We start from the raw sequence: 26,081 nt of genomic DNA, 5'->3' as shown, positions 1-26,081 counted from the left end.
CATGAGTTTGTGCATTCCGACCTACATGCTGGCCAGCTCGCTCATTCAGGGCGGCATGAACTGGTGGCAGGCGCTGAGCACCATTTTTCTGGGCAATGCCATCGTGCTCGTGCCCATGGTGTTGAATGGCCGGGCGAGCGCGCGCTACGGCATTCTGTTTCCGGTGTTTGCGCGGGCCAGCTTTGGGGTGCGCGGGGCCAACGTGCCGGCGCTGCTGCGGGCCGTTATCGCCTGCAGCTGGTTCGGCATCCAAACCTGGATTGGTGGCTACGCGCTCTACCAGGCGGCCGTGCGCTGGTGGCCGGGGCTGGGCACGCTGCCGGCCGTGTTTCCGGCCAGTTGGGGCTTAGCTACGGGGCCGGCCATCCTGTTTTTTCTGTTCTGGCTGCTCAATATGTACGTGGTGTACCTGGGTGTCGATAGCATCCGGAAGCTGTTGGTTTTCAAGGCGTTTTTTCTGCCGGTGGCGGCGCTGGCGCTGCTGGCCTGGGCCATTTGGGCGGCGCACGGGCTGGGGCCGATACTGGCCCAGCCGGTGCACTTCGCCACGCCGGGCGCGTTCTGGACGTTCTTCTTCCCGGCGCTCACGGGCATGGTGGGCTTCTGGGCCACGCTCTCGCTCAACATTCCCGATTTCACGCGCTACGCCGTGAGTGAGCGCGCTCAGGAGGTGGGCCAGGCACTGGGTTTGCCGCTGCCCATGACGTTGTTTTCGTTTGTGGGTGTGGTAGTTACGTCGGCCACGCTGCTCATTTTCGGCGAAACCATCTGGGACCCTGTGGTGCTGGCCGGCCGCTTCGAGGGCCGCTGGCTGGTGACGGGGGCCCTGCTGGCCGTGGCGCTTTCCACGCTGGCCACCAATATTGCGGCCAACATTGTGAGCCCCGCCAACGACTTTGCCAACCTCGCGCCGCAGCGCATCAGCTTCCGGGCCGGGGGCTACTTCACGGGCGTGGTGGGCTTGCTCATCTTCCCCTGGAAGCTCATCGCCGACCCCAGCGGCTTCATCTTCACTTGGCTGGTGGGCTACTCGGCGCTGCTGGGCCCCATCGGCGGCATCCTCATTGCCGATTACTACGTGCTGCGTGGCCAAGAGCTGGTGCTGAGCGACTTATACCAGTACGAAGGCCGCTACACCTACCGCGGCGGCTTCAACCCGGCCGCGCTTATCGCGCTGGTACTGGGCGTTTTACCGTGCGTGCCGGGCTTCCTGGCCGCCATCGGGGTGCTCGATAAAGCCGTGGTGTGGCCCTGGCTGCTGGCGGTGTACAACTACGCGTGGTTCGTGGGCTTCTTCGTGGCAGCGGGCGTGTATTTGGGGCTGATGCGGGGTAGGGTGGTAGTCGCTAAACCACGCGCTTAAAGACGTGCTGTAAAGAACCTCCCTTTACTAAATCGTAAATCACCTCCTCAATAGAAGCCCTATCTATTCTGTCAATGAGAATCATATTGCTTGCCCAGAAGTATTTGCCACCCAAGCTTTCACCGCTCTGCTGGTGGTGTTTTACGATGCGCGCAATATTCTCATAGGTGAAGAAGGTGGCAACGTAGCGGGAATCATCTGAAAAGGAAACAAGTACGTCTGTATTACCAACGTTGTAATGCGTTTCCAGTGTTTCGCCGCTGGTTATGCCAGGAGAAATCCAAATTGATTTCAGTGATTCAATCGTCATTTCATTTGATGGCCAAGTGGAACCTGCGCGGCTTCATTACCGAGTTACATAATTTGCTGTCTAGCGCAGCTTAGGCTCCGGCCCTCGAAACACATCAAGGCCGCTCACAGGCGGCAGTTTCACCGGCCGGCCTTCGCGGGCCGACTGGTAAATTGCTTCCATAATGCGCTGGTCTTGCAGGCCTTCCTCGCCGGGCGTGTGGGGCGGCTTGTTGTCCAGGATGCACGCCGAAAAGTGGTCCATCTCGGCCGCAAACTGGTTGTTGGCTCCGATGGTAATCTGATTCTGCATCTTGGCCGGGCCCTCGGCGTGCGAGGTTTGCAGCTGCTGGCCGCGGTAGGCGTAGCCGTTGTCGAGGTGCAGCCAGCCGCGCTCGGCATTCACGCGGTAAAAGCGCGAGTCGTGGGTGTCGTAGTGCGTGATGGCGCTCACCAGCACGCCACCGGGGAAGCGCATTTGCCAGCTCATCATTTCCTCCACCTCCTTGAAAAGCGGGTTGCCGGGCGTGCTGTGCATGTACCCAAACACCTCCGTGGGCTCGGTGCCCAGCACGAAGCGGGCGGTATTGAGGCAGTACAGGCCGATGTCGGGGAGCGCGCCGCCGCCGGCCAGCGCCTTTTGGTGCCGCCAGTGGTCCACGTTGGCCGAGCTTTGGCTGTTTTGGGCCTGAATGTATTTGACTTTGCCAAATTTCCGGCTGCGCACCATGTCGCGCACTAGTCGGTTATAAGGCTCGTACTGAATACGATAGGCAATCATGAGCTTCACCTTGGCTGTGTTGCAGGCGGCAATCATCAATTCGCACTCGCGCACTGAGTTGGCCATCGGCTTTTCGCAGAGAATGTGTTTGCCCGTTTTGGCTCCCCGAATCACAAACTCGGCGTGCATCGAATTAGGCAGCACGATGTAGATGGCCTGCACCTCGGGGTTGTCCTTCAGCTTGTCGTAGTCGGCGTAGCTGTAGCAGCTCGTGGGTTTAATGCCGTACTGTTTAGCGACTTTGGCCAGCTTCTCGGGCGAGCCGCTAACCAGCGCCACGGGCTTCGATTTTTTGCACGCCCCAAATGCCGGCAGCAGCTCCTCAAGCGTGAGGTGGCCCAGGCCCACGAGCGCGTAGCCCACGCGCTGGTCGGGCGGCAGCGGAGTAGGGGTGGGCGGCGACTTAGGGTCTGCCGCCGATTTCCAGGCTTCCAGCTCGATGGGCTGGTCGGCCGCCGCCGGTACTTGCGCGGGCGGCGACACGGCTTCCGATGACGGCACTTGCTGCCCGCCCGCCGCCGTGAAGGTGGTGCTGGCCTCGACCTGCGCGGCCGGCGTACCTGTGGTGGGCGTAGCCGTCGCGCCCGCCGGGGCGGCTTTATCTTGGCAAGCAGCGAGGGTGCCCGCCGCTACGCCCGCCGCCAGCCCGCGCCCGGCCAGACTTAGAAATTCCTTACGTGATACTTCCTGGCCCGCGTGGCGCAGGACCGTGTTCAGCAGGTTGTTGGTAACGGACATAGAAGCAAATGAGAAGCGTGAAAAAGCAGCGGCCCTATGCTTGGTAAGCGAAAGGCACCGTACTTATCTGTGCATACTCATTAAATCTTCATATGGTTGGCTCCGCGCCACCGGCCGCCGGCTGCATTTTTCGCTGCTGACTAGGGCTAAGTCGCCGGGCTTTTGCTACTCAGCAGCCAGGTCAAATACCTCACCGTTGGCTAGCTCGTAGCGCAACAGGCCGGCCCGCTGGTCCCACCAGGCGGCTCGCAACTGGCTGTTGCCCATGTGAATAGTGCTCTGCTGGCCGCTGCGCATGAGCTGGGCCGCCGGGTAGCGGCGGCCACTGGCTAGCGTAATGGCTTCGGGGGCCAGCTTTACCAGCCGGGGGTTGGGGCTGCCGGGCGGGTCGGTGGCCTGGCACAGCAAGCCCGCCAGGGTAAAGGTCAGCTGGGCCGGATGGTCGGGGTATGTTTTGTAAGCCAGCAGCGAAAAGCCTGGGGAGTCGCTGCTATACGCCGTGGCCGATGTCAGCACCAGCGTCGAGCGAATAGCCTGGTACTTACCGGATTCCAACTGGTTGCAGTCCTGGTTGTCATGGAATTCCTTCAGGGGCTGAATTGTGAGCACGTTGGTGGCACCCCGGTTGCTGCGAAACGTCAAGCGCTGGCCGGGCTGGTAGGCGCTGACCCAGGCGCGCTCGTCGGGCGTGAGAGTTATCGGTTCGCAGTCGCCGCAGCCCGTGGCCACCGTGAGAAGTGACAGAAACGACAGGAGCTTGGTCATAAGCTGCCGCCAGCGGGGGAGGTAGGCCAGCACCGGCGGAGCTTAGTTAAACGGCGGGGCGGCGTGGGCGTTGGGATGCTGCCCCGCAGTTAGTGTCAACGGATAGCAACCCCGTACTGTGGAAAAACCGCATCACGCGATAACAGCGTCAGGCCTTCGCTAAATGCTTGCGCGATGAGTAGGCGGTCGAGTGGGTCACGGTGGTGAAACGCCAGGTGCTGCAGTCGCAACAGGTGCTCAAAAGAAATGGGTAACAGGCGTATTGCGCCCGTTGTCATAAAGACATCTATTTCAGCAAAATCTCCCCGTAGGGCCAGCTTGCCGATGCTGGTTTTAATTCCTGTTTCCCACAGGCTGACTATGCTTAGCCAGCAAGTATTGCGCGAGTCTTCAATAAGGTCTTTAGCCGTATTGCTGAGGTTGTTGTCGCCGTTGAACAACCAGATAAAGGCGTGGGTATCGAGTAGCAGGTCCATTACATATAGTCCTTGAAATCCTCTAGCGGCTCGTCGAAGTCATCGCTCATCACGAAAAAGCCTTTTGCTGCCCCAAACTGCCGCTTTTGCAGCGGTGGTTGCGGCTGTCTTAGTGCCTTAGATTTCAGAAAGGCGACAAAATCTTGCACCTCCTCTTGGAGGTTGGTTGGCAGAGTGGCTATTTCCTCGGCGAGTTGGGCAGTGGACATAGCGTTGGCTATTAAGTAAATAGTGGAGTAAGTTACCAAAATTTCCACCAGGATTTCGGCTTCTCGACGGATTGACCCATCTCGTATAAATGATAACTTCCTCCTGTTAACTCTTTTGTATCAATATTATAGGTAAATGCGACTAATTGCTCTTCATTTATCGGGTCGAAGGAAAATCCTGCAAGCATAGTGCCACTTAAAGTCAAGTCTTTCAAGCTATCCCAGGATATTCTAGCGGAATGCCAATAGGCGCCATTCGGCTCCACTATGGTTAGGTCAATGCTATTCTGCAAAACAAAACGACCATCGGCCAGCCTGAAAATACCCGCAACATCACCTCTAAAAACAGTTATCGGCCTTGTCTCTTCAGGATTCATCAGGTAACAAGTGCCGCCGGCAACCACTACTACATTGGCGCTGTTTTCAAGCTTTTGAATATCGCTGAAACTTGTCCATCCAGGCTGAAAGTTGGCTACCCAGTTAGTGCCATCCGCTTTATAAAAACGGACAGCAAATCCTTGCGAATAAAACTCCTCACCGCTCTCGGTTACCGGAATATACATCGGGCCATAAGCTGGCAGACCTGCTAAAATCTCGTAGCGTTTGGCTTCTGCCGTTTCCATTGGGTGAATGGCTGAGATGGATGGCGGTTATTACGCCAGCTCAAACTGCAAGCGCAGCAAATTGGCATACAGCCCGCCCTCGCGGTCGCTCAGTTCTTCGTGCGAGCCGGCCTCCACAATGCGGCCGCCGTCGATAACCAAAATCTTATCCACTTTGCGAATGGTCGAAAGGCGGTGGGCGATGATGAGGCTGGTGCGGTGCTGCATTAACTCATCCAAGGCACCCTGCACCAGCTTTTCGCTCTCGCTGTCGAGCGACGACGTGGCTTCATCGAGGATGAGGATAGCGGGGTTTTTCAGGATGGCGCGGGCGATAGCCACGCGCTGGCGCTGCCCACCCGAGAGCTTGATGCCGCGGTCGCCCACCACCGTGTCGAGGCCCTCGGGGAAGGCCGAAATGAATTGCCAGGTATTGGCCCGCTGGGCGGCTTCGATGATTTCGGCCTCGGTGGCACCCGGCTTGCCGTAGGCAATGTTCTCACGGATGGTGCCGCCGAATAGCAGCGTTTCCTGGGGCACAATGCCGATGTGGCGGCGCAGGCTGGTGAGGTCGTAGTCTTGCACGTCGTGGCCATCGACCACGATGCGGCCCCCGCTGAGCGGGTAAAACTGCATGAGCAGGCCCGCAATGGTGCTTTTGCCCGCGCCGCTGGGGCCCACGAGTGCGATTTTCTCCCCCGATTTGATGTGAAAATCAATGTCTTGCAGCACGGCTACATCGGGCCGGGTGGGGTAGCGGAAGGCCACGTGCTCGTAGCGAATATCGCCGCGCACCTGGCTGGGCACCAGTCCGATAGCCGGCTCCAGGTGCGTGGGCTCAGGCGTTTCGTCCAATATTTCCAGGATGCGCTCGCTCGCGCCGAGCGTGCTCTGCACTTTGCCGTAGAGCTCGCCCAGCCCCGCCACCGAGGCGCCGATATACACCGTGTAGAGCAGAAACGAAACTAACTGCCCGATATTCAAGTGGTTAGGGTCGCTCACGGGCGTGTGCACCAGTGTGGCGCCGCGCCACAGTACTAAGATGATGCCCCCAAACAAACCGATAATCACGAACGACACGAAGCCGCCCCGGTAGAGGTTGCTTTGCAGCGCCGCCTGCACCACCTTACGCAGGGAGGTGTTGTAGCGCCCAATTTCAAACTGCTCGTTGGTGAAAGCCTTCACCGAGTTGATGGCTTGTAGGGTTTCCTCTACAATGGTGTTGGTGTGGGCCAATTCCTGCTGCACGGTCTTGGCCAGGGTGCGAATTTTGCGGCCAAACAGGCCCGCTACCAGCACGATGGGCGGAAACGTGACCAGCATAAATACCGACAGCTTCCACGACACAAACATGATGAAGGCCAGCCCCGCCACCAGCGTAAATATCTGCCGAAATAGCTCGGCCAGCGTCAGCGAAAAGGAATCCTGAATCTGGGCTACGTCGCTGGTAATGCGCGAGGTGATGGCCCCTACCCGGTTTTGCTCGAAAAATGGAATGGGAAGCTGCACAAACTTGGCGTAGAGTGCCTGCCGAATGTCGCGCACCGTAAACTCACTCACCTGCGTGAAAAACCAGATGCGCCCGAACGAAAATAACCCCTGCAACACCGTGACCAGAAACAGCCCCAGCGCAATGTGGTTGATATCCAGCACCATACCACCAGGCAGCGTAAACGGCTTGTCGGTAGCCGCATCCACCAGCTTGCCGCCTATCCACGGAAACGACATGGTGCTGAGGCTACTGAGCACCAGCAGCACCATGCCCACCGCAAACTTGCCCCGGTAGGGTAGCACGTAGCGAAAAATCCGCAGGCTGCGCTTGAGCGACTCTTTGTTAACTTTTGGTTTGGGTAGGTCGGCGGTCGCGTCGTTGCCGCTGGTATTCAGTCCACTTCTGGCCATAATTTAATCGGGGCCGGTTAGGGGCTGGCCGGCTTATATACTAAACGCAAACGGGTCAAAATTGCTTTGAACTGTTTGCTCAAACTTCTACAAAAAACGGTTATGCCCATCTGGCATCCACGCCGTGTAGCATAACGTTTCTGCCAGGCAATCAACCAAGTGAAATTCGCGCTAATAAGCTACCTGGCCGGTGCCACCGGTCCGCCGGCGCGAGCCGGCCGACCAGTTGTCATTGACAAATGCGGGCCGATTGATTGTCGTTGACAAATGCAGCCTAACTGGTTGCCATTGACAAATGCGGGTCAAGCAATTATTGTCGAAAACCTAATATTTAACAAAGTCAACCGGTCGGCTGGCTCACGCCGGCGGACCGGCGAGCGCCAAAACCTAATTCAAGCCCGGCGCGTCCTTGGCCGAGCGGGGTACTTTGCGGTCGTTCTCAAACTTGGTCACGCCGGCGTTGTCGAATGGCACGGGCACCTGCACCAGTACGGGCACTGGTACGCCGCGCCGAGTGGCGGGCTGCCAGGCGGGCAGGGCTTGCACCACGCGCAGGGCTTCGGCGTTGCATTCGGGCGTTAAGCCCTTGGCAATGATGGGATTGGTGAGCTTGCCATCAGTGCCCACGGTGGCGGTTACGAGCACGTCGCCGGTCACGCGGGCCTGCTTGGCCTTCACCGGAATCTTGACATTCTGGGTGAAGAACTCGCCCATGGCCTCCTCGCCGCCCGGAAACTCGGGGGCGTGGTCGGGGCGGTTGTCGGCCCCGCCGCCGGCTTGCAGCTTCATGTTGCCGGGCGTGAGTACAATGGGAGCCTTGGCCGCCGGGGCCGGCTTGGTTTGGGCCAGCGTAGCCAGGGGCGCGGCCAAGGCCAGCAGGAATAAACTAAAACGCATAGAATGAACAGGAAATGAGAGGAATAGGCCGCGCCAAAAGCAGCCACCCGTACCCCCAAGTTAGGACAATTGCGGGGCGGCTTCGGTTCGGTTGCCGGGTAGCGAAATCAAGAGTAAGCCCAGGTAAATGAGCGCGCCATTGAGCAGTAGAATCTCGAAGCCGAACTTGTAGCCGCCCAGCCACTCTACCGAGTGCGACACGATGAGGTAGGTAAGGGCTACGCCCGCCACGCAGGTGGGCAGCACCAGCTTGTCGCGCAGCTGCCGGGTGGTGAAAATGCCGAACGCAAACAGCCCCAGCAGCGGCCCGTAGGTGAAGCCGGCCGCCTTGTACACGGCATCAATTAGGCTCTGCTCGTTGAGAGCCCGGAAGATGAGGATAATCACAATCAGCACCGCCGACCAGCCCAGGTGCGTGAGCTGGCGAAACTTCGTTTGCTGGGCTTCGGAGTACTGCTTAATATTCAGAAAATCAATGCAAAACGACGTGGTAAGCGACGTGAGCGCCGAGTCGGCCGAGGCGTAGGTGACGGCGATAATGCCCAGGATAAAGATGATGCCCGCCGCCAGCGAAAACTGCGTGGTGGCCAGAAACGGGAATACCTTATCGGTATCGAGCGTCCCCTTCACGTTGAGCAGCTGCGGCAGGTGGGCCAAGTCGAGGCCCTTGGCGGCGGCGTATTTGTAGAGCAGCACGCCCAGCGTGAGAAACAGAATATTAACGCTCACGATGACCGGCGTAAACCAAAACAGGTTTTTCTGGGCCTCGCCGAGACTGCGGCAGCTCAGGTTTTTCTGCATCAAATCCTGGTCGAGGCCCGTCATCACAATGGTGATGAACATGCCGGAGGCAAACTGCTTCCAGAAGAACTTATCGTCCCGAAAATCCGAGAAGTAGACCTGCGACATGGGGCTGGCGTGCACCGTGCTGATGAGCTGCTTGAAGGAGTAATTGAGCGCATCCGACATAAAGTAGATGCTCAGGCCCACGCAGCTCAGCATGGCCAGCGTCTGGAAGGTATCGGTCCACAGAATGGTCTTGAGGCCGCCTTTAAACGTGTAGAGATAAATAAATAAAATGCTGACTACCACCGTGATAGAGAACGGTACGCCCATCGAGTCGAATACCGCCAACTGCAACACACCCGCCACCAGGTACAGCCGCAATGCCGAGCCCAGCGAGCGCGAAATCAGAAAAAACAGCGCCCCCGTTTTGTAGCTCCAGTAGCCAAAGCGCTGCTCCAGGTACGAGTAAATACTCACCAGCTGCAAGCGGTAGTAGAGCGGCAGCAGCACCGTGCCAATGACTACGTAGCCCGCCACAAACCCCAGGGCCACCGCCAGGTAGCTCCAGCTTTTGCCGTACACGTTGCCCGGCACCGAAATGAACGTGACGCCCGAGAGCGAGGTGCCAATCATGGCGAAGGCCACCATGTACCAGGGCGCGTTGCGGTTGGCAATAAAAAAGCTTTCGCTCGTGGCCTTGCGCGAGGTGAGCACCGCAATGATGATGAGCACGGCGAAGTAGCCGGCAATCAAGCTCAGAATAAGGGTTGGAGACATAGGTTAAGCTGGTAGCTACTAGCGGGGGCTTTGAAGCAGCCCTTAGCTGATAGCTTCTTTTCTGCCGAACAAGAATGGACCGACAAAGCTAACAGCTAATAGCTGCCAGCTATCGGCTAAACAATCTATTCCCACTTCGTCCAGTCGAGCACCTCACCCACGGCGGGGGCGTGCAGCACGCCGCGCAGCAGGCCGCCGGCCGCCACCTCCGTGAGCAGGCGCAGGGGCTCGGAAGCAGGCTCGTCGCTGAGGTCGAAGGTGCCGTGGTGCATGGGCACCACGTGGCCGGCGCGTAGCACGTTGGCCGCCTTGGCGGCTTCGTGGGGGTTTTGGTGGCTCTGGTGCATCATAAACGGCGGCTTGTAGGCCCCGATGGGCATCAGCACAATGTCGATGGGCCCAAACGTTTGCTCAATCTGCTCGAAGTGGTCGCCGTAGCTCGTGTCGCCGGCGAAGTAGATGAGCCGGTCGTCGGTTTTGAGTAAGAAGCTGCCCCACAGTACTTTATTGGTGTCAAACACCCAACGGCGGTGCCAGTGGTCGGCCGGCAGGTAGTAGAGCTCAAACGGCGCGGCTGGCCCCAGGTCAAACTGCTGCCACCAGCCGGCCTCCTGCACCGGCAGGGTGGGGGCCATGCCGCGCAGCAGGTCCGCCGTGCCCAATGCTGAGAGGGCTTTCATCTGCGGGTTTTGCTGAGCTAACAGCTTGATGGTCTGCTTGTCCAGGTGGTCGCGGTGACCGTGCGAAAGCAGCAGGTAGTCGATGTTGCGCACATCAGTGGGCTGGCAGGGCAGGGTGTGGCGGTGGCGTAACCCTGGCGAGCTAAACAGCACGGGGTCAAATAGTAAGCTTACGCCCGCAATGCGCAGCAGAAAGCACGAGTGGCCCAGCCACACCAGCATATCCTCAGTCGAGAAAAAGGCCTCGGCGCAGGGCACCACGCGGGGCACCCAGGTGTCGCGCTTTTTTTCCTCCTTCTGGGGGTTGGCCGTGAGCTGCCAGCGCAGCAGTGTGCCCAGCTGCGGCTCGTAGCGCGTGTCGCCGTTGCAGTATTCCTGGCCGATGAGCTTGTTGCCCAGGTAGCCGGGGCGAATGGTGCGCAGCGCCTCGTTGCGGCGGTAGTGAACGGAAGCAGACATAAAGGCAGGCAAAGCAAATGGCACAAATCGGCCGCAAAGTTGTTATAGTACCGTCGTTGTCGGCCAAAGTTCGTAAGTTGGACTGCGTAACGTCCCATATCTGCCTAACTACCTTTTTTCATGAGCGATAACCAATTTTCGTCCGGCCGGTCCATTGCCCAGCAACTCTCCGCTGAGGATGCCGCCCGGATTCAGGCCAACTTCTTTGCCCAGGTCTACGGCTGGATGGCCGCCGGCCTGGCCCTCACCGGGGGCGTGGCCATGTTTGCCGCCGGCACGCCCGCCATCCTCGATTTTATCTTCGGCACCAAGTTCGTATTCTTCGGCCTCATCATCTTGGAGTTGGTGATTGTGGGCTTCCTGTCGGCCCGCATCTTTCAGTGGAGCCGCACGCAGGTGCAGGCTGCTTTCATCGGCTATGCGCTGCTCAACGGCCTCACGCTGAGCGTGATATTCCTGGCCTACACGGCCAGCTCCATTGCCTCCACCTTCTTCACCACGGCCATCATGTTTGGGGTGATGAGCGCCTTCGGCTACTTCACCAAGTCGGACCTCTCGGGCTGGGGCAAGCTGCTGAGTATGGCGCTCATTGGCTTGGTTATCGCCATGGTAGTCAATATGTTTTGGGGTAATTCGACCCTCAACCTGCTCGTGTCGTTCGTGGGCGTTATCCTCTTCACTGCCCTCGCCGCCTACGACACCCAGAAGCTCAAGCAGCTAGCCTTCCTGGGCGTGACCGAAGGCGAGGAGGTGCACGACAAGGCCTCCATCCTGGGTGCCCTCACGTTGTACCTCGACTTCGTAAACCTGTTCTTATTCCTGCTGCGCTTCTTCGGTCGCCGCCGCTAATACTCAAATAGCTAATTAATTAAAAGGCCCCGCCCAAATTTTGGGCGGGGCCTTTTTTTGTGCACAGCATCCCTTTACAAAATCAGAACGTCATGCTCATCTGACGTCCACGCAGTGAAGCATCTCTACCACGCCGTAATAGCTACTAATCCAACGGCGTGGTAGAGATGCTTCACTGCGTGGACGTCAGATGAGCATGACGTTCTGATTTTGTAAAAAATTGCTTAACAATTACTTGGCATTATTCAGCAAGAAGCCTTCCGCCGCTTTGCGGTGAGCTTGCAGCTCGGCCAACGCCGTAGAGTGCGCCAACTCATAGCTGGCCAGGGCCACCTGGGTTTTCTGGCGCTCCTCGGCAAGTTGCTGCTGAGTATCGGCCAGCTGTTGCTGCTTGGCTTGCAGCTGCTGGCTGAGGGCAGCCAGGTCGGCGGCTAGCTGGCGCTCCTGCTCGGCCAGTTGCACCAGGGGGCCGGGCGCGCCGGGGCCCACGGCCTCGCCCAGCTTCTCGCGGTGGCGCGCCAGCACCTTGTCGCGGTCGGCCGCCAGGGCTGCTTCAAACTGGCCGGCGGAGGTTAGCAGGCCCGGCACGGTAGCCCCGTTCACAGCCGAAAACGCGTTGAAGGAAGTCTGGTACAGCATGGGGCCGCTCAGGCCCGCCGCCGCCAGGCTTTTCACCACCTTCAGGTAAGCCGGAAAGTCTTTGCCATCGCCAGCGAGCAGCCCGGCAATGTGGTCGAGGTGGCGCTGCTCGGCCTGCCCGGGGGTGGGTAGCGTAGTGGCCTCCGTTGCGCCCAGCACTGGTCCACTGCTAGTTCGTGCAGAAGCCGCAATAGGCTGATTAACAATAGGCTCAGCGCCCGGCTCCACAAAAAAGTCCTTAGCCGCTTTGGCCAGGTTATCAAAAATTTCCATGAGCAAACAGCGCGCAGGCGAAAAAAGCGAGTGGGCCGGCGGCCACCAGGTGTATCGCTGAGGCTACGGCCGCATTACACTGCACACTACTAGAAAGCGTCAGAACCTCACCCAATTAACATAAAAAAGCCCCCTGCCTTCGGCACGCCGAAAGCAGGGGGCTTTTTGAAAACAAGAATTTACTTCGCGGCGCTTGCCAGCCAGGCGGCGCGCTGCTCTTTCTGGGCAGGGGTGGCGCTCATTTTCTCCACGCTTTCCATGCCCTGCACCTGCACGTTAGTGTCTTCGGTGAGCACTACCTGCACGGCGCGCTCTTGGCCGGCGCGGTTGCGCACGCGAACGGGCACGAGGTCGGCGGGCGTGTGCTTGCGCATGATGCCTTCGAGGGTCGCCATGTTGTCGATTTTCTCGCCGTCGAGGGTCACTATCTGGTCGCCCCGGTCAATGCCCGCCTTGTAGAGACCCGAGCCGATGGTGGTGTTGCGCACCAAAATGCAGCGGCCTTCCTCGTCAAACTCCACCTGCCGGGGCAGGGCGGCGGCCAGGGCTTTTACCGGCACTACGGCCAGGCCCATGGTAGCGAGGTTTTCGCCGAAGCGCGGGGCCTCGTGGCCGTAGATGTAGCGCCGGAAGAACGAGCCGGCAAAGGCCGTGTCTTTGGCCACAGTGCCCAGCACGCGCTGCAAGTCGGCCACGGTGTAGGCTTTGGCGGGGGCCAGGGCGGGCGTCTGGGTTTTGCCAAACTCCTGCCACATGGCTTGCATATACTTATCGAGCGAGGTGTGGTAACGCTGGCGCAGCTGCAAATCGAGCACCAGGGCCAGGCCCGCGCCCTGCACGTAGTACGAGAGGTAGGTATTGTTGCGGTTGGTGGGGTCTATCGACACGGCTGCGTCGGTGAAGGCCGCCTGGCGGCTCATCTCCACGGGCGAAGTAAAGCGTGCGCCCGGCGAGTTGAGGCGGGCATTCACCCAGGAGCTTATTTTCTCGAAAAACTGCTCGTCGTCGTAATAACCCGCCCGGCGCAACACCAGCTCGCCGTAGTATTGCGTGAAGCCTTCGCCAAACCACAACGCATCGCTCATATTAACGCGCTGAAAGTCAAACGGCTCCAGGCCCTGGGCGCGAATGCGCTCCGTGTTGTAAGCGTGGAAGAACTCGTGCGACACGGTGCCCAGGTTGCGCAGCGCGCCTTCCTCGCGCAGGGGCAGCGGCGAGGTGAGCGAAGTGGAGTTGCGGTGCTCCATACCGTCGCCGCTGGCCTGGGGCAGGTAGTCGCCCAAGAAGGTATACTTGCCGAAGTCGAACTGCGGCAGCTCACCGTTGAACACGCCGGCCGCCTCGCGCACCACTTTCTGGGTCTTTTTCACGAAGGCATCGACTTCGGTGGCGGTGCCGTTGTAGTAAGTCGCCATCTCGAAATTACGGCCGCCGTCCTGCCAGGCGTGCAAAAACTGCGGTGCGCCCAGCACCACCGGGCTATCCATAAAATACTGGAGGTTGGGGGCGGTAAACGTGGTTTTGTCGGTGCCGCTGGCGCGCAATTGGGTGGCGGCTTTCCAGTTGGCAGGCAGCTCAAACTTCACTTCGGTGGGCCGGTTTTCGAGGCCCTGCGCGTAGCAAAACGTGGCCGGCATGTTGAGGTGCGCGTGCTGCTGGTCGATGCCCGCAAACGTGCCATCGGTGCGGTCGCCGTAAAGGGTATAATTGAACTGTACCGTGCCGTCGGCTCCCGGCGTTACCTCCCACGAGTAGGGGTCAGGCCGGGTAATGGCCAGCAGCTTGCCCGCGCCATCGGTGGCCACGGTGTAGTACACATTCTTCACAAAATCGTGCAGCGCGTAGCGGCCCGGCGACGAGCGCGCCATGCGCACCACCAGCTTTTGGCCCACTGGCAGGCCCGCAAACGTGGCTGCAATGCGCGCCTCGTGGTGCACGGCATTGGGAAAAGTAACGGCATAACGCACGGCCGGGCCCGCGCCGGCTACCTGCGCCAGGGCCAAACCAGGTAGCAATACCAGCCCTAAACCAGGTAACGACCCACTGGTAAGAAGTTTTTTCATAAAAAGGAGTTGAATAATGCTAAATTGTATCTTTAAAGGGTGCGACGCACCTGTAGGCGATGCAAAGTAAAGCCGAAACCAGCGCTAAAAGCGGGTTATTCGGCCAACTATTTCTTACGCTGGGCGAGCATCGTGCAGAACCAGCCCAGCTATCGCACCCCCAAAAAAATACTGCTCCCAACTAGCTGCCAAGCCCAGGGCTGCCAGCTCGGCCGGCCAGGGCGGCAGCCGCCGCACCCGCAAGCCCACCGTGAGGCCAAAGAAGGTGTACATGGCCGCCAGCAGCCAGCGCCGCCAGCCGCGTTGCGCCGGCCGGAAGTCGGTTACCAGCCACGGCGCGCCCGGCCGCTGGGCGGCTTGCAAGCGCGCCAGCGCCCCCGGCAGTGCGGCGGCCGTAAAGCAGTCGAGCACGAAAAACGTCACGATAACGTCAAACTGCTCGCCGGTCCGCAGCGCCGCTTCGCTGCCCTGGCGTAGCTCTACGGTCGCGCCGCGCGGGGCAGGATGACGTAGTAGCCGGGCGCGGGTGCGCGTCAGCATGGCCGCCGAGGTTTCGAGGTAGAGTATCTGGGCTTGGGGCCGCTGCCGCCAGATTTCGGTGAGCACCCAGCCGGCCCCACCCCCCAGCACCAGCACGCGCGGGGCCGGGCCGGTGGGTAGTAGCCCCGCCGCCAGCGTGGCGCGCTGCGCCCGCCGCAGCGCCCCCCCAAACGCCAGTCCCGCCAGCGCATCGTAGAACCCGGCCACCGGCCCAAAGTCGGCGGCCGGCGGGCCGGTAGGGGCGGGGCGGGCAGAATCGGCCATCAAAAATGTGCTGAATGAGCCGGCAAGTTGTGGGCAAACGTGCCAAAAAGCCGGGCAAAATGCCCGTTGCCAAAAATAAATGCGTGCGCAAGTAACTGAAAGACAATTTTCCGGCTCCCGCGCCATTGGCTCCCCGCCTAAAAATGCAAGGTTACGCTTGCATGAAGCCGAACGAAGCCCCTATCTTTGCAGCATCAAAAGCCACCGCCGACCGGGCGGCCCGATTTTTGAGTCTCGTTTGCGCTTGTGGCGAAATTGGTAGACGCGCTGTCTTCAGGCGGCAGTTCCGCAAGGTGTGGGAGTTCGAGTCTCCCCGAGCGCACGATTATCCTGAGCAAAAAGCCAGCCCCGCAACGGGCTGGCTTTTTTGTTGCGCGGTGGTCAGCCCCGGCAATATCCTGCGCAGTGCCAGCAGGGCAGCCAATTCTGACGGAATTCCGTTCAAAGAAGCTTTCTATTCGTTGCCCGCCATGCCCACTCCCCTTACCACCCCCGATTCGGCTACTTCTACGCCGGCCTCGCGCACGGCGGGCGTGGCGGGCTTGCTCACGGCCGAAGTGCTGGTTGGCGCGGCGGTTTTCGTGCTGGCGTTCGGGCTGTTCTTTTACCTCACGCGGGTGATATTTCGCGAGCACTCGCAAGTATTTGATAATTGGGGCTTTGCTCAGATGGACCGCTTGCGCCAGGCCCAGCCCTGGACCTACGGGGTGATGCAGGCCATTACCTTCTTTGGCTCGGTCAAGTTTTTTGTGCCCGCCAGCATCTTGGTGCCGCTGCTGCTGTACCGAAGTGGCTACGGGCGCTACGCCGTCGAGCTGCTGCTGTCGATGGCCGGGGGCGTGCTCCTCAATGAACTGCTCAAGGCTTGGTTTCACCGCGACCGGCCCAGCACGGCCCTGTTTTACCAATATGGCCTGAGCTTTCCGAGCGGCCACGCCATGATGAGCATGGCCTACTATGGCTGCCTGGCCTGGCTGATGGTGCAGTACCACGCGCGCTGGGGCGTGGCCACGGCGCTAGTGGGCTTCTCCCTGCTTATTGGCCTCACGCGGGTGTATTTTCACGTGCATTACCCCACTGATGTGGTGGCGGGCTTCTGCGGCGGGGCGGCGTGGCTCGTGCTACTGCGCACGGGCATCCGGTTGTTCTGGAAGGAGAAGAAGGCAGCCGAGGAAGCTATTGTGGTGGATAAATAATCGCAAACGTCTGTCATTGCGAGCGCAACGCAGTGGAGTGCGGCAATAACAGACGTTTTTACGTAAGGCTGGTCTTTAATTAATTTTCACCGTGACGCGTAGCGCCAGCAGGCCCTTCACGCCCTGCAACTCCTCCAGCTCCAGCTCCTCCACGTCGGGCATGAGCATGTTGCGGTCTTGCAGGTAGTCGATGTATTCGAGGTATTCGGTGGCGTCGCGGGGCTGGGCGTACACCAGCGCCAGCTGGCCGGGTTGGGTGAGGCGCTCGCCGGTACCCAGCACGGTGGCCTTATCAATACGTTTCTTAATTATCTCGTAGCGAATGTTATACGCACCATCCACGTCGAACTGGCGCTCGTCTTGCCGGAAGCGGATGCTCAGCGATTGCGAATGAATGAGGATGAGTTGGGTGGTGTCGAGCGGCACGGGCAGCTCGGCCTTGAGGGCGTGGGTGCGGCGCGTGATTTCGACCATCACCAGCAGCTGCCACAGGCGCAGGTTTTTGAGAAAAACCAGGTCGAAAGGCTTGTCCTGCACCAGGCTGCCGCCCACGTAAATGTTGTACTCCACGCCATCGGTTTTGAAGCGCTGGAAGTAGTGCGGAAACATGAGCTGGGCCTTGTCCTCCTCCTCATCGAGATAGTCGCTGATGGTGTCGTTGAGGCGCGTCACGCTCTCCTCAAAGTTGCGGCGGCGGTGGTACAGAATGCCCAGGCGCGGGTCTATCTGCTGCCAGTAGGCGGCGATGGTGGGCCGCAACTCCACGTTGTTCTGGGCCAGGTACTCAAACAGCGGTTCTACCTCGGTGCGCAGCGAGTCGTAGATGCTCACCTCGTCGCCGCTGATGATGCCCTGGCGCAGCCGACGTAAGTTCTTGGTAACGTAGAACTTAAGCTCATCCAGAATGGGTAGCTGCTGGAAGTCGGATGCTTTTTTGAGCACCCGGTTGGCCAGCGTGAGGTGCTCGATGAGGTCGCCCTGCACGGCCTCGTTGCGGGCCACGCTGCTGCCCCGAATGTCGCAGGAGCCGTGCAACGGGTACACTTCCTCAAACACGATGGCCTCCATCTCGGCCTGGCGGTTGCCGTCTTCTTGCCGGGCCAGCAGGCGGCGGGCCGCGTCGTTGAAGCGCCACTCCATGGTGGGGTGGATGGCGGTAAAACGCTCCTTGATAACGGCCTGAATGCGGGTCTCCAGGTCTTCGGCGTTGCGCTTCACGGCCACCGCAAACAGCGGTAAAAACTGGTCAACTAACTCTAAATCAAACTCATCCAGGCTATTAGCGTCAGGCGAGCCCAACTCCAGCAAACCCACCGTGTCGGGGCCGTAGGGCAGCAGCGCCAAGATGGCCGAGTGAATACCCATGCGCAGCATTTGCTGGCGCAGGCCCTCGGGAATGCCTTCCTCGGTGGCCACATCCTCCAGCACCAGCGGGCGGCGGTCGCTGAGCAGGCGCTCGTAGAGTTGGCGAAATTCTTCCTCCAGCTGTTGGCCTTGCAGATGCTTGGTGAGAAAGCTGTGGTTGATTTTGCGGCCAAAGTCCACGAACGCCTTCTTGCGCTCGTCGTAGGCGGCGATGCCCACTTGCAGGGCCGGCCGGGCAAAAAGCACCCGCAGCTTCTCCTGAATCTGCTCGAGGCGGTCGGAGGCTTGCAGCACGTCGCGCTCCAGCAGGTCGTACTTCAGCTCCGACAATATTTCCTGGCTCGTAACATCCACCAGCTGAAGCAGATGAAAACCTTCTAGCACAAATTGCTCGGGCGGCAGCAGGCTGCGCCACAGGTCGAGGCGGTGGCGGTTGTGCAGCAGGTGCTGCACTTGCTCGGGCGTGAGCACGGGCTTATCGCCCACCACCCGCACCCGCACAAACGACGCATCAAAGCTCACGCCGTAGTGCCGGTAAAGCCCTATTTTATAATCAGGTACGGTAAAAATAAAATTGTCTGACCCGGGGGCTTCCGCCCCGTACTCGCGCACCAGGATGAGCAGGTAGGCCATGCGCGCCATGTGTACTTCCAGCATGGCCAGGTCCACGTTGAGGGGCTGCTTGATGGTACGGTCGCGGCCCAGCAGGACCTCGGCAAAGCGCGCCGTGTGGTAGAAGCTCTGGCGCTGAAACGGCGCCACTGCCCCGCTAATGGCCGTGGCCATGGTGGCGGGCGGAAACACGGCCAGCATGAGCGTGGCTACCACGTCGGGGCACGCGTCGAGGGCCGTAATGTCGGGCAGCTCGCCCCGGCAGGTGGTGGTGTCGGCCACCTGCTGCATCACGGCGCGGGCCAGGCGGGCCACGCCGGGGTTGGCGTCGTGGGCCCGCGCCTGCCAGTATTCGATGAGTGGCTCCAGACTGAGGCGGGTGGCAAAGGAAAAAACCGCGGTTGTATCAGCCACCGGCTCCGGCTGGGGCGGGGCCTGGGTTTCGGGCGGCGCATGGGCAAGTAGGGGAGCGGGCATAAGGCAGCAAAATGGCAGAACAGGCGCAGGCGAGCCAGGTAAGGGCTACGTAAAAAGCCCGCTCAAGGCTTTAAATGGGTTTGGTCAACATCACGGCAATAGGGTCTTTACCGGTTTCGGTGACATCCTTGGATATCCCGTTGACGAGGAAGGTTTTTTGGGTGTTACGGTAGTAGGTGCAGCAGCCGTCGGCTTCGTAATTGCCCGTCAGCATAATGTTGGTTAGCCGAAATTCATACGTCTTTGAGTTTTTCGCTCCATCGTGTACGGTTAACAGATAATTGTAAGCATTCAGCTTGCCACCCGTAGTGCTGGGCGCAAACGGCGTGATGTTGCTGATAACGAGCGTGTTTTTATCCAGTCCCGCGGCTGCAAGCCTGGCAACAATGGAAGCATCGCGCTGCTGGTTCTGAATGAGGAGTTGGCGGTCGGTAATTACCAGCGGGTTAGTAATGCTGTAGCGCTGCAGGTACACGGTATCCAGTTCTTCCTTGGTGAAGCTGGTAATGTCGCCGGCGGGCGCGCTTTTGAGCGTCAGGTAGAGCGAGTCGGCTTGCAAGTCGTCGCGGTTACAGGGGGTATTGGCGCAGCAGGCGGCTACCAGGGTCAGCAGGGGGGAAAGGGCGAGGCAGCGAACAAAGGTTTTCATAGCCGGTATAACGCAAGCCCGGCCCCGGCAGTGCCCGCAGGGCACGGCGCCGGGGCCGGGCAACAAAGATGCGGCGGCCGAGCCGCCCAAAAAATTACTGCTTGGAGCTGCCGCCGGGCAGCGTGGGGTTGTTTACCTGGCCGCCGGCCATCAGGAGGGGGCGCAGGCGGGTGGCGGCGGTGTCGAGCTGAGGCCGAATCTGGCCCAGGGCCTCGCGCAGGGCAATTACGTCGGCCAAGCGCGGGGCCTCGGTCTGCGAGTAGCCGCTGTACATGGCCACTTTCACGTTGGAGGTGCCTTTGCCGGAGTAGGTGCCCAGCAGCTCGCCGTTGGCGTTCATCATCTGCACTTCAGCCTGCAGGTCAGTCTTGTACCACTCCAGTGGCGCGCCGAAGATGCTGGGTATCAAGAAGGTAATAACCTGGGCGGCTTGCAGACTGCGGCCGGTGCGCACGGTTTTTACTTTGGTTACCACCAGGCGGGCGTAGCCGTAGGTGGCGGTGTCGGTGGGCTCCAGCACGTTGCGTTGCAGCTCGGCCTTAAACATGCGCAGCGGGTCTTCGGGCAAAGCGCCGTCGTTCATGGCCAGCGGGCCGGGGTCGGCGGTGATTTCCAGCGGGGGCAGGCGCTTGCTGATGGTAGCCGTGGGGGTAGACGAGAAAGTGCCTTTCACCGACTTACAAGCCCCGAGGCCGCCCAGTGCAAGGGCTGTTAGCCAAAGAACGCGGCTCGCAGGAGAGTAGAATTTCATATAAGGAAAGTAGTACTAAGGGGTAATGTTGAACTATGTAAAGAACAGATTAGCTGCTGACAAGATAAAGGAAAATGGCAGGAAAATATTGAGCTAAGTTAAAGAGCTAAGCACAATTATCACCGCTCACGGCCAGCTTTCTCTCAAGTAAAACGCTGACTTAACGATTTGTTTAGGTATCTACGAAAATGATACTTTAGCGGTACTTAGTGGCTGGCTAGCTCGGCGGGCTCGGCGGCCAGCAAGTCGGGCGGGGCCACGTAGTTGTCGATAAACTCGCCCTCCCAGCGGGCTACCACGGCCGAGGCCAGGCAGTTGCCGAGCACATTGACGGCGGTGCGGGCCATATCCATGAGCGCATCGATGCCCAGGATGATGAACACCGGCCAGGCCGGCAAATTGAACGAGGGCAGCGTGGCCAGCAAAATCACGAGTGAGGCGCGGGGCACGCCCGCCACGCCCTTGCTGGTGAGCATGAGCGTGAACACGAGCAGCATCTGGTCGCCAAACGAGAGGTGCACGCCCGCCGCCTGCGCCACAAACACAGCCGCCAGCGAGAGGTAGAGCGTGGTGCCGTCGAGGTTAAACGAGTAGCCCGTGGGCATTACGAAGGCCACAATGCGGCGCGGCACGCCAATGCTTTCCATGGCCTCCATAGCGCGGGGCAGGGCCGCCTCGCTGCTGGTGGTGGCAAACGCGATGCTCACCGGCTCGGCCACCGCCGCCACAAAGCGCCGCAGCGGAATGCGCATGAGCAGCGCCACCGGCAGCAGCACCAGCAGCACAAACGCAATGAGCGCGCCGTAGAGCGTGAGCAGCAGCTGAAACGCATTCAGCAGCGGCCCGAAGCCCAGCTTGGCCACGGTGTAGGCCATGGCCCCGCCCACGCCCAGCGGCGCAAAGTACATGACCACGTTGGTAAACTTGAACATCACTTCCGACAGGCTTTCGCACATGTCGAGCATCAGGCGGCGGGGCTTTTCGGGGGTGAGGGCCAGGCCGATGGCGAAGATGATGGCAAACACCACCACTTGCAGCACCTGCCCCTCGGCCACCGACTTGGCAATGTTTTCGGGGAAAATGTGCAGGATAATTTCGGATACCGTTTGCGGCGCGGCCACGGCCAGCGTGTCGGCCTTTTCGGCAATGGCCGTATTTTGGATGCCCACGCCAGCCTTGGTGAAGTTGATGGCCGCCAGCCCGATAAACAGGGCAAAAGTGGTCACTACCTCAAAGTAAATCAGGGCTTTGAGGCCCATGCGGCCCACCTGCTTGAGGTTGGCGTGGCCGGCAATGCCTACTACTAGCGTAGCAAAAACCAGCGGCGCAATAATCGTTTTGACCAGGCGTAAGAACGCGTCGCTCAGTACTTTAAGATTGAGCGACAGGGCTGGGGCATCGTGCCCCAGCTCAATACCGATGAGCATGGCCAGCACTATCCAGCCGGTGAGCGAGCGGCGCGGGGCCACGGCCAGCGCCAGGGCACCCAGGGCCGCCCAGCGAATGGCACTCAGCACGACTGGCGGCAGGCCCAGCAGGTTGTAGGCGGCGAGTAGGGTGAGGATGATGGCCAGGGCCGCCAGCCCTACAGCCAGCCCGGAAAGACGCGAAAACTTCATGAACTATTGATGGGGGGAATGCCTATTCGGGTATAAAGTACGGTAGGCAGCGCCGAAACCGGCCGCTACCCCGCGCCGGATGACCCCGCGCGCCGCACCTTTGCCGGCGTCATTTGCCCGCTTGCCCCCATGACCACCTGGACCCTCACCACCCACGAGCTGCCGCTGCGCTACCTCTGGAAAATAGCTCGCAACGCCTCGGCCACCAAAACTAACCTGGTGCTGCAAGCCACCCAGGCCGGTACTAGCGGCCGGGGCGAAGCCGCCCCCAACGTGCGCTACGGCGAAACGCCCGCCCTGCTGCAAGCCCAATTCGCCGACCTGCTAACCCACGGCCTCGCCCAGGCCGACACCCTGCCCGACCTCACGGCGCTGCTGGCCGCCCGGCCCGTGGCCCATGCCCTGCGCTTTGCCCTAGAGGCGGCGCTCACGCACTGCCTGGCGGCCCGCGCCGGGCAGGCGGTGTGGCAGTGGCTGGGCGTGCCCGCGCCCAGTGCGCAGGTGGCCACGGCGTTTTCACTGCCCATTATGGAGCCGGGCGAGGTCGCCAATTTTATTCAGGAGCACCGCGCCGGGCGGTTTAAATTGTTGAAAATCAAGGTAAATCAGGAAGGCGGCCTCGACCTGCTGCGGGCCGTAGCCGCCGCCGTGCCCGGCCGGCCACTGCTGGTAGATGGCAACGAGGCCTGGCCCGATGCCGACAGCCTGCTGCGCTTTCTGGAGGCCACTACCAACATCCCCGGCCTGCGCATGCAACTGCTGGAGCAGCCGCTGCCCGCCGCTTGCGCCGCCGACTACCGCTACCTTCGCCCCCGCGTGGTCGTGCCCCTGCTGGCTGACGAGTCGGTAACCGATGCCGCTGATTTTGAAGAGATTGCCCGGCAGTTTCACGGCGTCAACGTGAAGCTGATGAAGGCCGGTGGCTACCAGCGTGGCATCGAGCTACTGCGCCAAACCCGCGCCCACGGCCTGCTGCCCATGCTGGGCTGCATGGTCGAAACATCGCTCGGCATTTGGTCGGCGCTGCAAGTGAGCGCCCTGGCCGACGTGCACGACCTCGACGGCCTGCTCATCGTGCGCGACGAGCCTTTCGGGCTGGTGCGGGAGGAAGCTGGCGAGCTGATTGGTGAGGAATGAGTAGCTGGTTAACCGAATATTACAACAAAAGAACATCATGCTGAACGTAGTGAAGCATCTCGCGTGTGGTAGTAATCACCGTCGTTGAACGATTGAGTTACTACCCCACGCGAGATGCTTCACTGCGTTCAGCATGACGTGCTGTTAATATAGTATAAACATCAAATTAACAGTTACTTAACTGCCTTTATCTGCGTGTCTAAATCTTGCAACTGCTTGTCTACCACGCCGGTGTCGGGGGGGTTGGGGTGGGTTTGTTGCAGCAGGGCCACCTTGCGGGTGAGCAGCTCTACTTTTTGGGTAAGGAGCTGCTCGCGCTCGTTGGGCGCGTTGCCGATAATGGTAGTGGGGGCGGTGCCTACTTGCACATACTTATCGTACTTCGCGTTGGCGGTCACCGAGTTATCGCCGCGGGCGGCGGCGGCGCTGGCGGGCGTGCTGAACACAATGCCCCCCTCGGCATTGATGTAGTCGCCCTCGTGCAGGCTGGTGATTTTGCCGCCCGGAAACTCGACAATACCGCTTTTTACGTTAATTTTGGTGCCGTTGGGTAGGCGTACGTTTTGGGTGAGCGGCGTAATTTGGGTGGCCAGACGCTGCACTACTTCGCCGTTGCGAAATACAAACTGAGCGTTGCGGTTGGGGCGAACGGGTGTGCCGCCCGACTGGGCCTGGCTGGAGAAAGCAGTTAGCGAAAGCGTAGCACCGAGCAGGGCTACGGCAAAAAGGTGAGGTTGGCGCATAAAAAAGAAGAGAAAGAGTAGGGGAGAGGCTGGCCGAAAAGCTGGGCTTTCTACGCGCCAGAAAAAAAAGTGATGAATTTTTGGAATGATGTAGCTACATTCAATGTATGTACACTAAATTTGTAGCCGTAATCAGTTCAACTCCGTGCGCCTAGAAGACGAAATCAAGCAGACCACCTTCCAAAGCGAAGGCCAGAAAGCCTACCTGAACATCCTGTTCACGTCGGGTTGGCTGTCGCTGCGCCAGGCGGCCGCCTTCCGGCCCTTCGGCATTACACTGCCGCAATTTAATGTGCTGCGCATTTTGCGGGGCCAGCACCCGCTGCCAGCCACCGTGGCTCTGCTCATCGAGCGCATGCTGGACAAAACCAGCAACGCCTCGCGCATTGTGGACAAGCTGGAGGAAAAAAAGCTCGTCACGCGTACCGTGTGCCCCGCCAACCGCCGCGCCGTGGACATTCGCATCACCGAAGCCGGCCTGGGCCTGCTGCGCCAGATTGATGAGAGCGGCCTGGTCGATGTGCGCCAGAATGGTATGGCCGCGCTCACCGAAAGCGAGTACGTGCTGCTCAACCAGCTGCTCGATAAAATCCGGGCATAGAAATTGGCTAGCGCATCTCCCGATGCGGGCTCAGCCTGTCACCCTAACTAGTTTTCATTCTCCCTTTTTTCTTTTTAAGTACCCCCCACCATGAAAAAGTTTTTGATGCCCGCCCTGCTCGGTGTTGCCCTGCTCGCTGCTCCTACCGCTTTCGCCCACACTGCCCCCACCAAGGCAGCCGCTAAAGCCGTGGTAGTGTACAAGTTGCAGCCGCAGCTCAGCACCCTGGGCTGGGAGGGCAAAGCCGTAACGCACGGCCACAATGGCACGATGCAGTTCACGGGCGGTGACTTGCAAGTGAATGGCAATCAGGTAGTTGGCGGTATGGTAACCGTGAACATGAAGACCATGAAGGCCACCGACATCACCGACGCCGACAACCAGGCCAAGTTTGTGGGCCACATGAGCAGCGACGACTTCTTCGGTGCGGAGAAATTCCCGACTTCGACCTTCAAAATCACCAGCATTAAGCCCATCGCCGGCGCGGCTGCCAACGCCGACAACGCCACCATCAACGGCGACATGACCATCAAGGGTGTGACGCAGGCCATCAGCTTCCCCGCTAAAGTGGGCGTGAAAAACGGCGTGGCCGCTGCTACTGGCAAAGTGACCATCGACCGTACCAAGTTCGGCCTGAAGTACGGCTCGAAAACCTTCTTCGACAGCATTGGCGACAAAGCTATCAACGATGAGTTTACGCTGACTTTCAACGTAGTAGCCAAGCAATAATTGCCGCTATACGCTGCTTAGGCAGGTAGTTACAAAAGAAGGCCGCTTCCCTAACTAGGAAGCGGCCTTCTTTTGTAACTACCTGTTCGATAAACACTTAATTGGTACGAGCCGGCGTGCTGGCCGGAGGCAACGTTGGGGCCGGAGCCAGCGGGGTAGTGGGGGCCGTGGGCGGCGCGTTGGAAGCCACGGTGCGCAGCTCCAGGCGCAACGGAGCTACGGCAGCTTCCCGCAGGCAAACCAAGCCATAAACAGTTTCGCCGGGGTGAATGACGCGGTTGGTGAGGTCGTACTGCTCTAGCTCAGTGCGGAAGTTTTTGTTGGCCAGCGAGGCTCCCACCATGTTGCCCCCCGCAATGAAAGGCCCCATGTAAATGGTGGTGCCGTCGGAAGACGTGGCGTAGCCGTTGGTAGTGGTGCTCGTATAAAATGTGGGGTTGAGCAGCACGTAGAGCAGGTAAATAAAAACGCCCTGCTTCATGTCTTGCGCGGCCAGCGTAGGCGATACGGGCGAGATGGCCCGGTCGCCGTGGTAGAGCACGGCATCGCGCGAAAAGTCTACGTCGGCGCCGGTGTTGTTTTTCACCTGCACGGCCACCACGTGGTAGCCTTTTTTCTGCTCCTTCTTCACGTACTTTTTGTTGCGGCCGTGCAGGCGCAGCGCATCGTACTGGTAGCCAAACTGGAGCGGGGCCGTAGCCGACGACGACTGGAATGTAGCCACGCGCTCGGGCCGGATGGCCGTGTACGACCCGGCGCAACTGCTGCCGAGCAGCGTGCAACCAACCAAAAACGCAGCAAATGAACGAGTAAGCTGTCTTTTCATAAAATGAATAAGAGATGTAGAAAAA

The 26,081-nt window shown here is 59.9% G+C and carries 25 protein-coding genes and 1 tRNA gene; 7 read left to right on the top strand and 19 right to left on the bottom strand.

All coding sequences use genetic code 11. From position 1 onward, the window contains the following. Nucleotide 1: 1 nt before the first annotated feature. A complete protein-coding gene (locus ACYVGC_RS01640; RefSeq protein WP_460582033.1) occupies nt 2–1,363 on the top strand; it encodes an NCS1 family nucleobase:cation symporter-1 in 1,362 nt (453 codons plus the stop codon). On the opposite strand, the gene ACYVGC_RS01635 is transcribed toward ACYVGC_RS01640, so the two are convergent. From ACYVGC_RS01635 to ACYVGC_RS01590, 10 genes are all read right to left on the bottom strand, one after another. Further along, a complete protein-coding gene (locus tag ACYVGC_RS01635; RefSeq protein WP_460582032.1) occupies nt 1,347–1,673 on the bottom strand; it encodes a hypothetical protein in 327 nt (108 codons plus the stop codon). The two genes, ACYVGC_RS01640 and ACYVGC_RS01635, sit on opposite strands and share 17 nt — an antisense overlap. Before the next feature lie 60 nt (nt 1,674–1,733). Further along, nucleotides 1,734–3,170: a Gfo/Idh/MocA family protein gene (locus ACYVGC_RS01630; protein WP_460582031.1), complete on the bottom strand. Its 1,437-nt coding sequence runs from the start codon at nt 3,168–3,170 to the stop codon at nt 1,734–1,736. A gap of 165 nt (nt 3,171–3,335) precedes the next feature. Then, nucleotides 3,336–3,935, bottom strand: coding sequence for a hypothetical protein (locus tag ACYVGC_RS01625; protein ID WP_460582030.1), 600 nt, complete (start codon nt 3,933–3,935; stop codon nt 3,336–3,338). A gap of 95 nt (nt 3,936–4,030) precedes the next feature. Then, nucleotides 4,031–4,411, bottom strand: a complete 381-nt coding sequence (locus ACYVGC_RS01620; RefSeq protein WP_460582029.1) for a type II toxin-antitoxin system VapC family toxin — start codon at nt 4,409–4,411, stop codon at nt 4,031–4,033. Further along, nucleotides 4,411–4,620, bottom strand: a complete 210-nt coding sequence (gene vapB, locus ACYVGC_RS01615; RefSeq protein ID WP_460582028.1) for a type II toxin-antitoxin system VapB family antitoxin — start codon at nt 4,618–4,620, stop codon at nt 4,411–4,413. Before vapB ends, ACYVGC_RS01620 begins: the two co-directional genes overlap by 1 nt. A gap of 32 nt (nt 4,621–4,652) precedes the next feature. Next, nucleotides 4,653–5,243, bottom strand: coding sequence for a hypothetical protein (locus tag ACYVGC_RS01610; RefSeq protein ID WP_460582027.1), 591 nt, complete (start codon nt 5,241–5,243; stop codon nt 4,653–4,655). Between the two features lie 30 nt (nt 5,244–5,273). Next, nucleotides 5,274–7,124 (bottom strand): ABC transporter ATP-binding protein, encoded by a 1,851-nt coding sequence (locus ACYVGC_RS01605; RefSeq protein ID WP_460582026.1) that lies wholly within the window; start codon nt 7,122–7,124, stop codon nt 5,274–5,276. Nucleotides 7,125–7,511: 387 nt separating this feature from the next. Beyond that, nucleotides 7,512–8,021 carry an energy transducer TonB gene (locus ACYVGC_RS01600; protein ID WP_460582025.1) on the bottom strand — a complete coding sequence of 170 codons (510 nt, stop codon included), beginning with the start codon at nt 8,019–8,021 and terminating at the stop codon, nt 7,512–7,514. A gap of 60 nt (nt 8,022–8,081) precedes the next feature. After that, entirely contained in the window at nt 8,082–9,584 is a 1,503-nt protein-coding gene (locus tag ACYVGC_RS01595) for a sodium:solute symporter (RefSeq protein WP_460582024.1), read from the bottom strand. A gap of 125 nt (nt 9,585–9,709) precedes the next feature. Further along, a complete protein-coding gene (locus tag ACYVGC_RS01590; protein WP_460582023.1) occupies nt 9,710–10,723 on the bottom strand; it encodes an MBL fold metallo-hydrolase in 1,014 nt (337 codons plus the stop codon). A 120-nt stretch (nt 10,724–10,843) separates the two neighbouring features. On the opposite strand from ACYVGC_RS01590, the gene ACYVGC_RS01585 reads away from it, so the two are divergent. Further along, nucleotides 10,844–11,572 (top strand): Bax inhibitor-1/YccA family protein, encoded by a 729-nt coding sequence (locus ACYVGC_RS01585; RefSeq protein WP_460582022.1) that lies wholly within the window; start codon nt 10,844–10,846, stop codon nt 11,570–11,572. Between the two features lie 231 nt (nt 11,573–11,803). Here the strand turns inward: ACYVGC_RS01585 and ACYVGC_RS01580 are convergent, their stop codons facing one another. The 3 genes from ACYVGC_RS01580 to ACYVGC_RS01570 all read right to left on the bottom strand — a co-directional run bounded on the left by ACYVGC_RS01580 (nt 11,804) and on the right by ACYVGC_RS01570 (nt 15,351). Continuing rightward, nucleotides 11,804–12,484, bottom strand: a complete 681-nt coding sequence (locus tag ACYVGC_RS01580; RefSeq protein ID WP_460582021.1) for a hypothetical protein — start codon at nt 12,482–12,484, stop codon at nt 11,804–11,806. A gap of 179 nt (nt 12,485–12,663) precedes the next feature. Beyond that, nucleotides 12,664–14,547, bottom strand: coding sequence for a M61 family metallopeptidase (locus ACYVGC_RS01575; RefSeq protein ID WP_460582020.1), 1,884 nt, complete (start codon nt 14,545–14,547; stop codon nt 12,664–12,666). Nucleotides 14,548–14,661: 114 nt separating this feature from the next. Next, the gene (locus ACYVGC_RS01570; RefSeq protein ID WP_460582019.1) at nt 14,662–15,351 is read right to left on the bottom strand and encodes a class I SAM-dependent methyltransferase; all 690 of its coding nucleotides are present in this window, start codon (nt 15,349–15,351) and stop codon (nt 14,662–14,664) included. Between the two features lie 240 nt (nt 15,352–15,591). Between ACYVGC_RS01570 and ACYVGC_RS01565 the strand changes: the two genes are divergently transcribed. Both ACYVGC_RS01565 and ACYVGC_RS01560 read left to right on the top strand, forming a co-directional pair. Next, nucleotides 15,592–15,673, top strand: a tRNA-Leu gene (locus ACYVGC_RS01565). 148 nt (nt 15,674–15,821) lie between these two features. After that, nucleotides 15,822–16,547: a phosphatase PAP2 family protein gene (locus tag ACYVGC_RS01560; RefSeq protein ID WP_460582018.1), complete on the top strand. Its 726-nt coding sequence runs from the start codon at nt 15,822–15,824 to the stop codon at nt 16,545–16,547. Nucleotides 16,548–16,622: 75 nt separating this feature from the next. On the opposite strand, the gene ACYVGC_RS01555 is transcribed toward ACYVGC_RS01560, so the two are convergent. From ACYVGC_RS01555 to ACYVGC_RS01540, 4 genes are all read right to left on the bottom strand, one after another. Then, nucleotides 16,623–19,001: a GAF domain-containing protein gene (locus ACYVGC_RS01555; RefSeq protein WP_460582017.1), complete on the bottom strand. Its 2,379-nt coding sequence runs from the start codon at nt 18,999–19,001 to the stop codon at nt 16,623–16,625. A gap of 70 nt (nt 19,002–19,071) precedes the next feature. After that, nucleotides 19,072–19,650 (bottom strand): hypothetical protein, encoded by a 579-nt coding sequence (locus ACYVGC_RS01550; RefSeq protein ID WP_460582016.1) that lies wholly within the window; start codon nt 19,648–19,650, stop codon nt 19,072–19,074. A 94-nt stretch (nt 19,651–19,744) separates the two neighbouring features. Then, nucleotides 19,745–20,401 carry a hypothetical protein gene (locus ACYVGC_RS01545; RefSeq protein ID WP_460582015.1) on the bottom strand — a complete coding sequence of 219 codons (657 nt, stop codon included), beginning with the start codon at nt 20,399–20,401 and terminating at the stop codon, nt 19,745–19,747. Between the two features lie 206 nt (nt 20,402–20,607). Further along, the gene (locus tag ACYVGC_RS01540; protein WP_460582014.1) at nt 20,608–22,020 is read right to left on the bottom strand and encodes a dicarboxylate/amino acid:cation symporter; all 1,413 of its coding nucleotides are present in this window, start codon (nt 22,018–22,020) and stop codon (nt 20,608–20,610) included. A 129-nt stretch (nt 22,021–22,149) separates the two neighbouring features. On the opposite strand from ACYVGC_RS01540, the gene ACYVGC_RS01535 reads away from it, so the two are divergent. Further along, entirely contained in the window at nt 22,150–23,157 is a 1,008-nt protein-coding gene (locus ACYVGC_RS01535) for an enolase-like domain-containing protein (RefSeq protein ID WP_460582013.1), read from the top strand. 173 nt (nt 23,158–23,330) lie between these two features. Here ACYVGC_RS01535 and ACYVGC_RS01530 read toward each other — a convergent pair whose 3' ends face one another. Continuing rightward, the gene (locus ACYVGC_RS01530; RefSeq protein WP_460582012.1) at nt 23,331–23,900 is read right to left on the bottom strand and encodes a DUF6799 domain-containing protein; all 570 of its coding nucleotides are present in this window, start codon (nt 23,898–23,900) and stop codon (nt 23,331–23,333) included. A 145-nt stretch (nt 23,901–24,045) separates the two neighbouring features. Here ACYVGC_RS01530 and ACYVGC_RS01525 point away from each other — a divergent pair, with 145 nt between their 5' ends. Continuing rightward, a complete protein-coding gene (locus ACYVGC_RS01525; RefSeq protein WP_460582011.1) occupies nt 24,046–24,501 on the top strand; it encodes a MarR family winged helix-turn-helix transcriptional regulator in 456 nt (151 codons plus the stop codon). A 90-nt stretch (nt 24,502–24,591) separates the two neighbouring features. Then, nucleotides 24,592–25,230, top strand: a complete 639-nt coding sequence (locus tag ACYVGC_RS01520) for a YceI family protein (RefSeq protein WP_460582010.1) — start codon at nt 24,592–24,594, stop codon at nt 25,228–25,230. Nucleotides 25,231–25,327: 97 nt separating this feature from the next. On the opposite strand, the gene ACYVGC_RS01515 is transcribed toward ACYVGC_RS01520, so the two are convergent. Then, entirely contained in the window at nt 25,328–26,056 is a 729-nt protein-coding gene (locus tag ACYVGC_RS01515; protein ID WP_460582009.1) for a hypothetical protein, read from the bottom strand. Nucleotides 26,057–26,081: the final 25 nt, after the last annotated feature.

Source organism: Hymenobacter arcticus (assembly GCF_054779975.1).
This window is presented reverse-complemented; position numbering and strand designations above follow the sequence as displayed.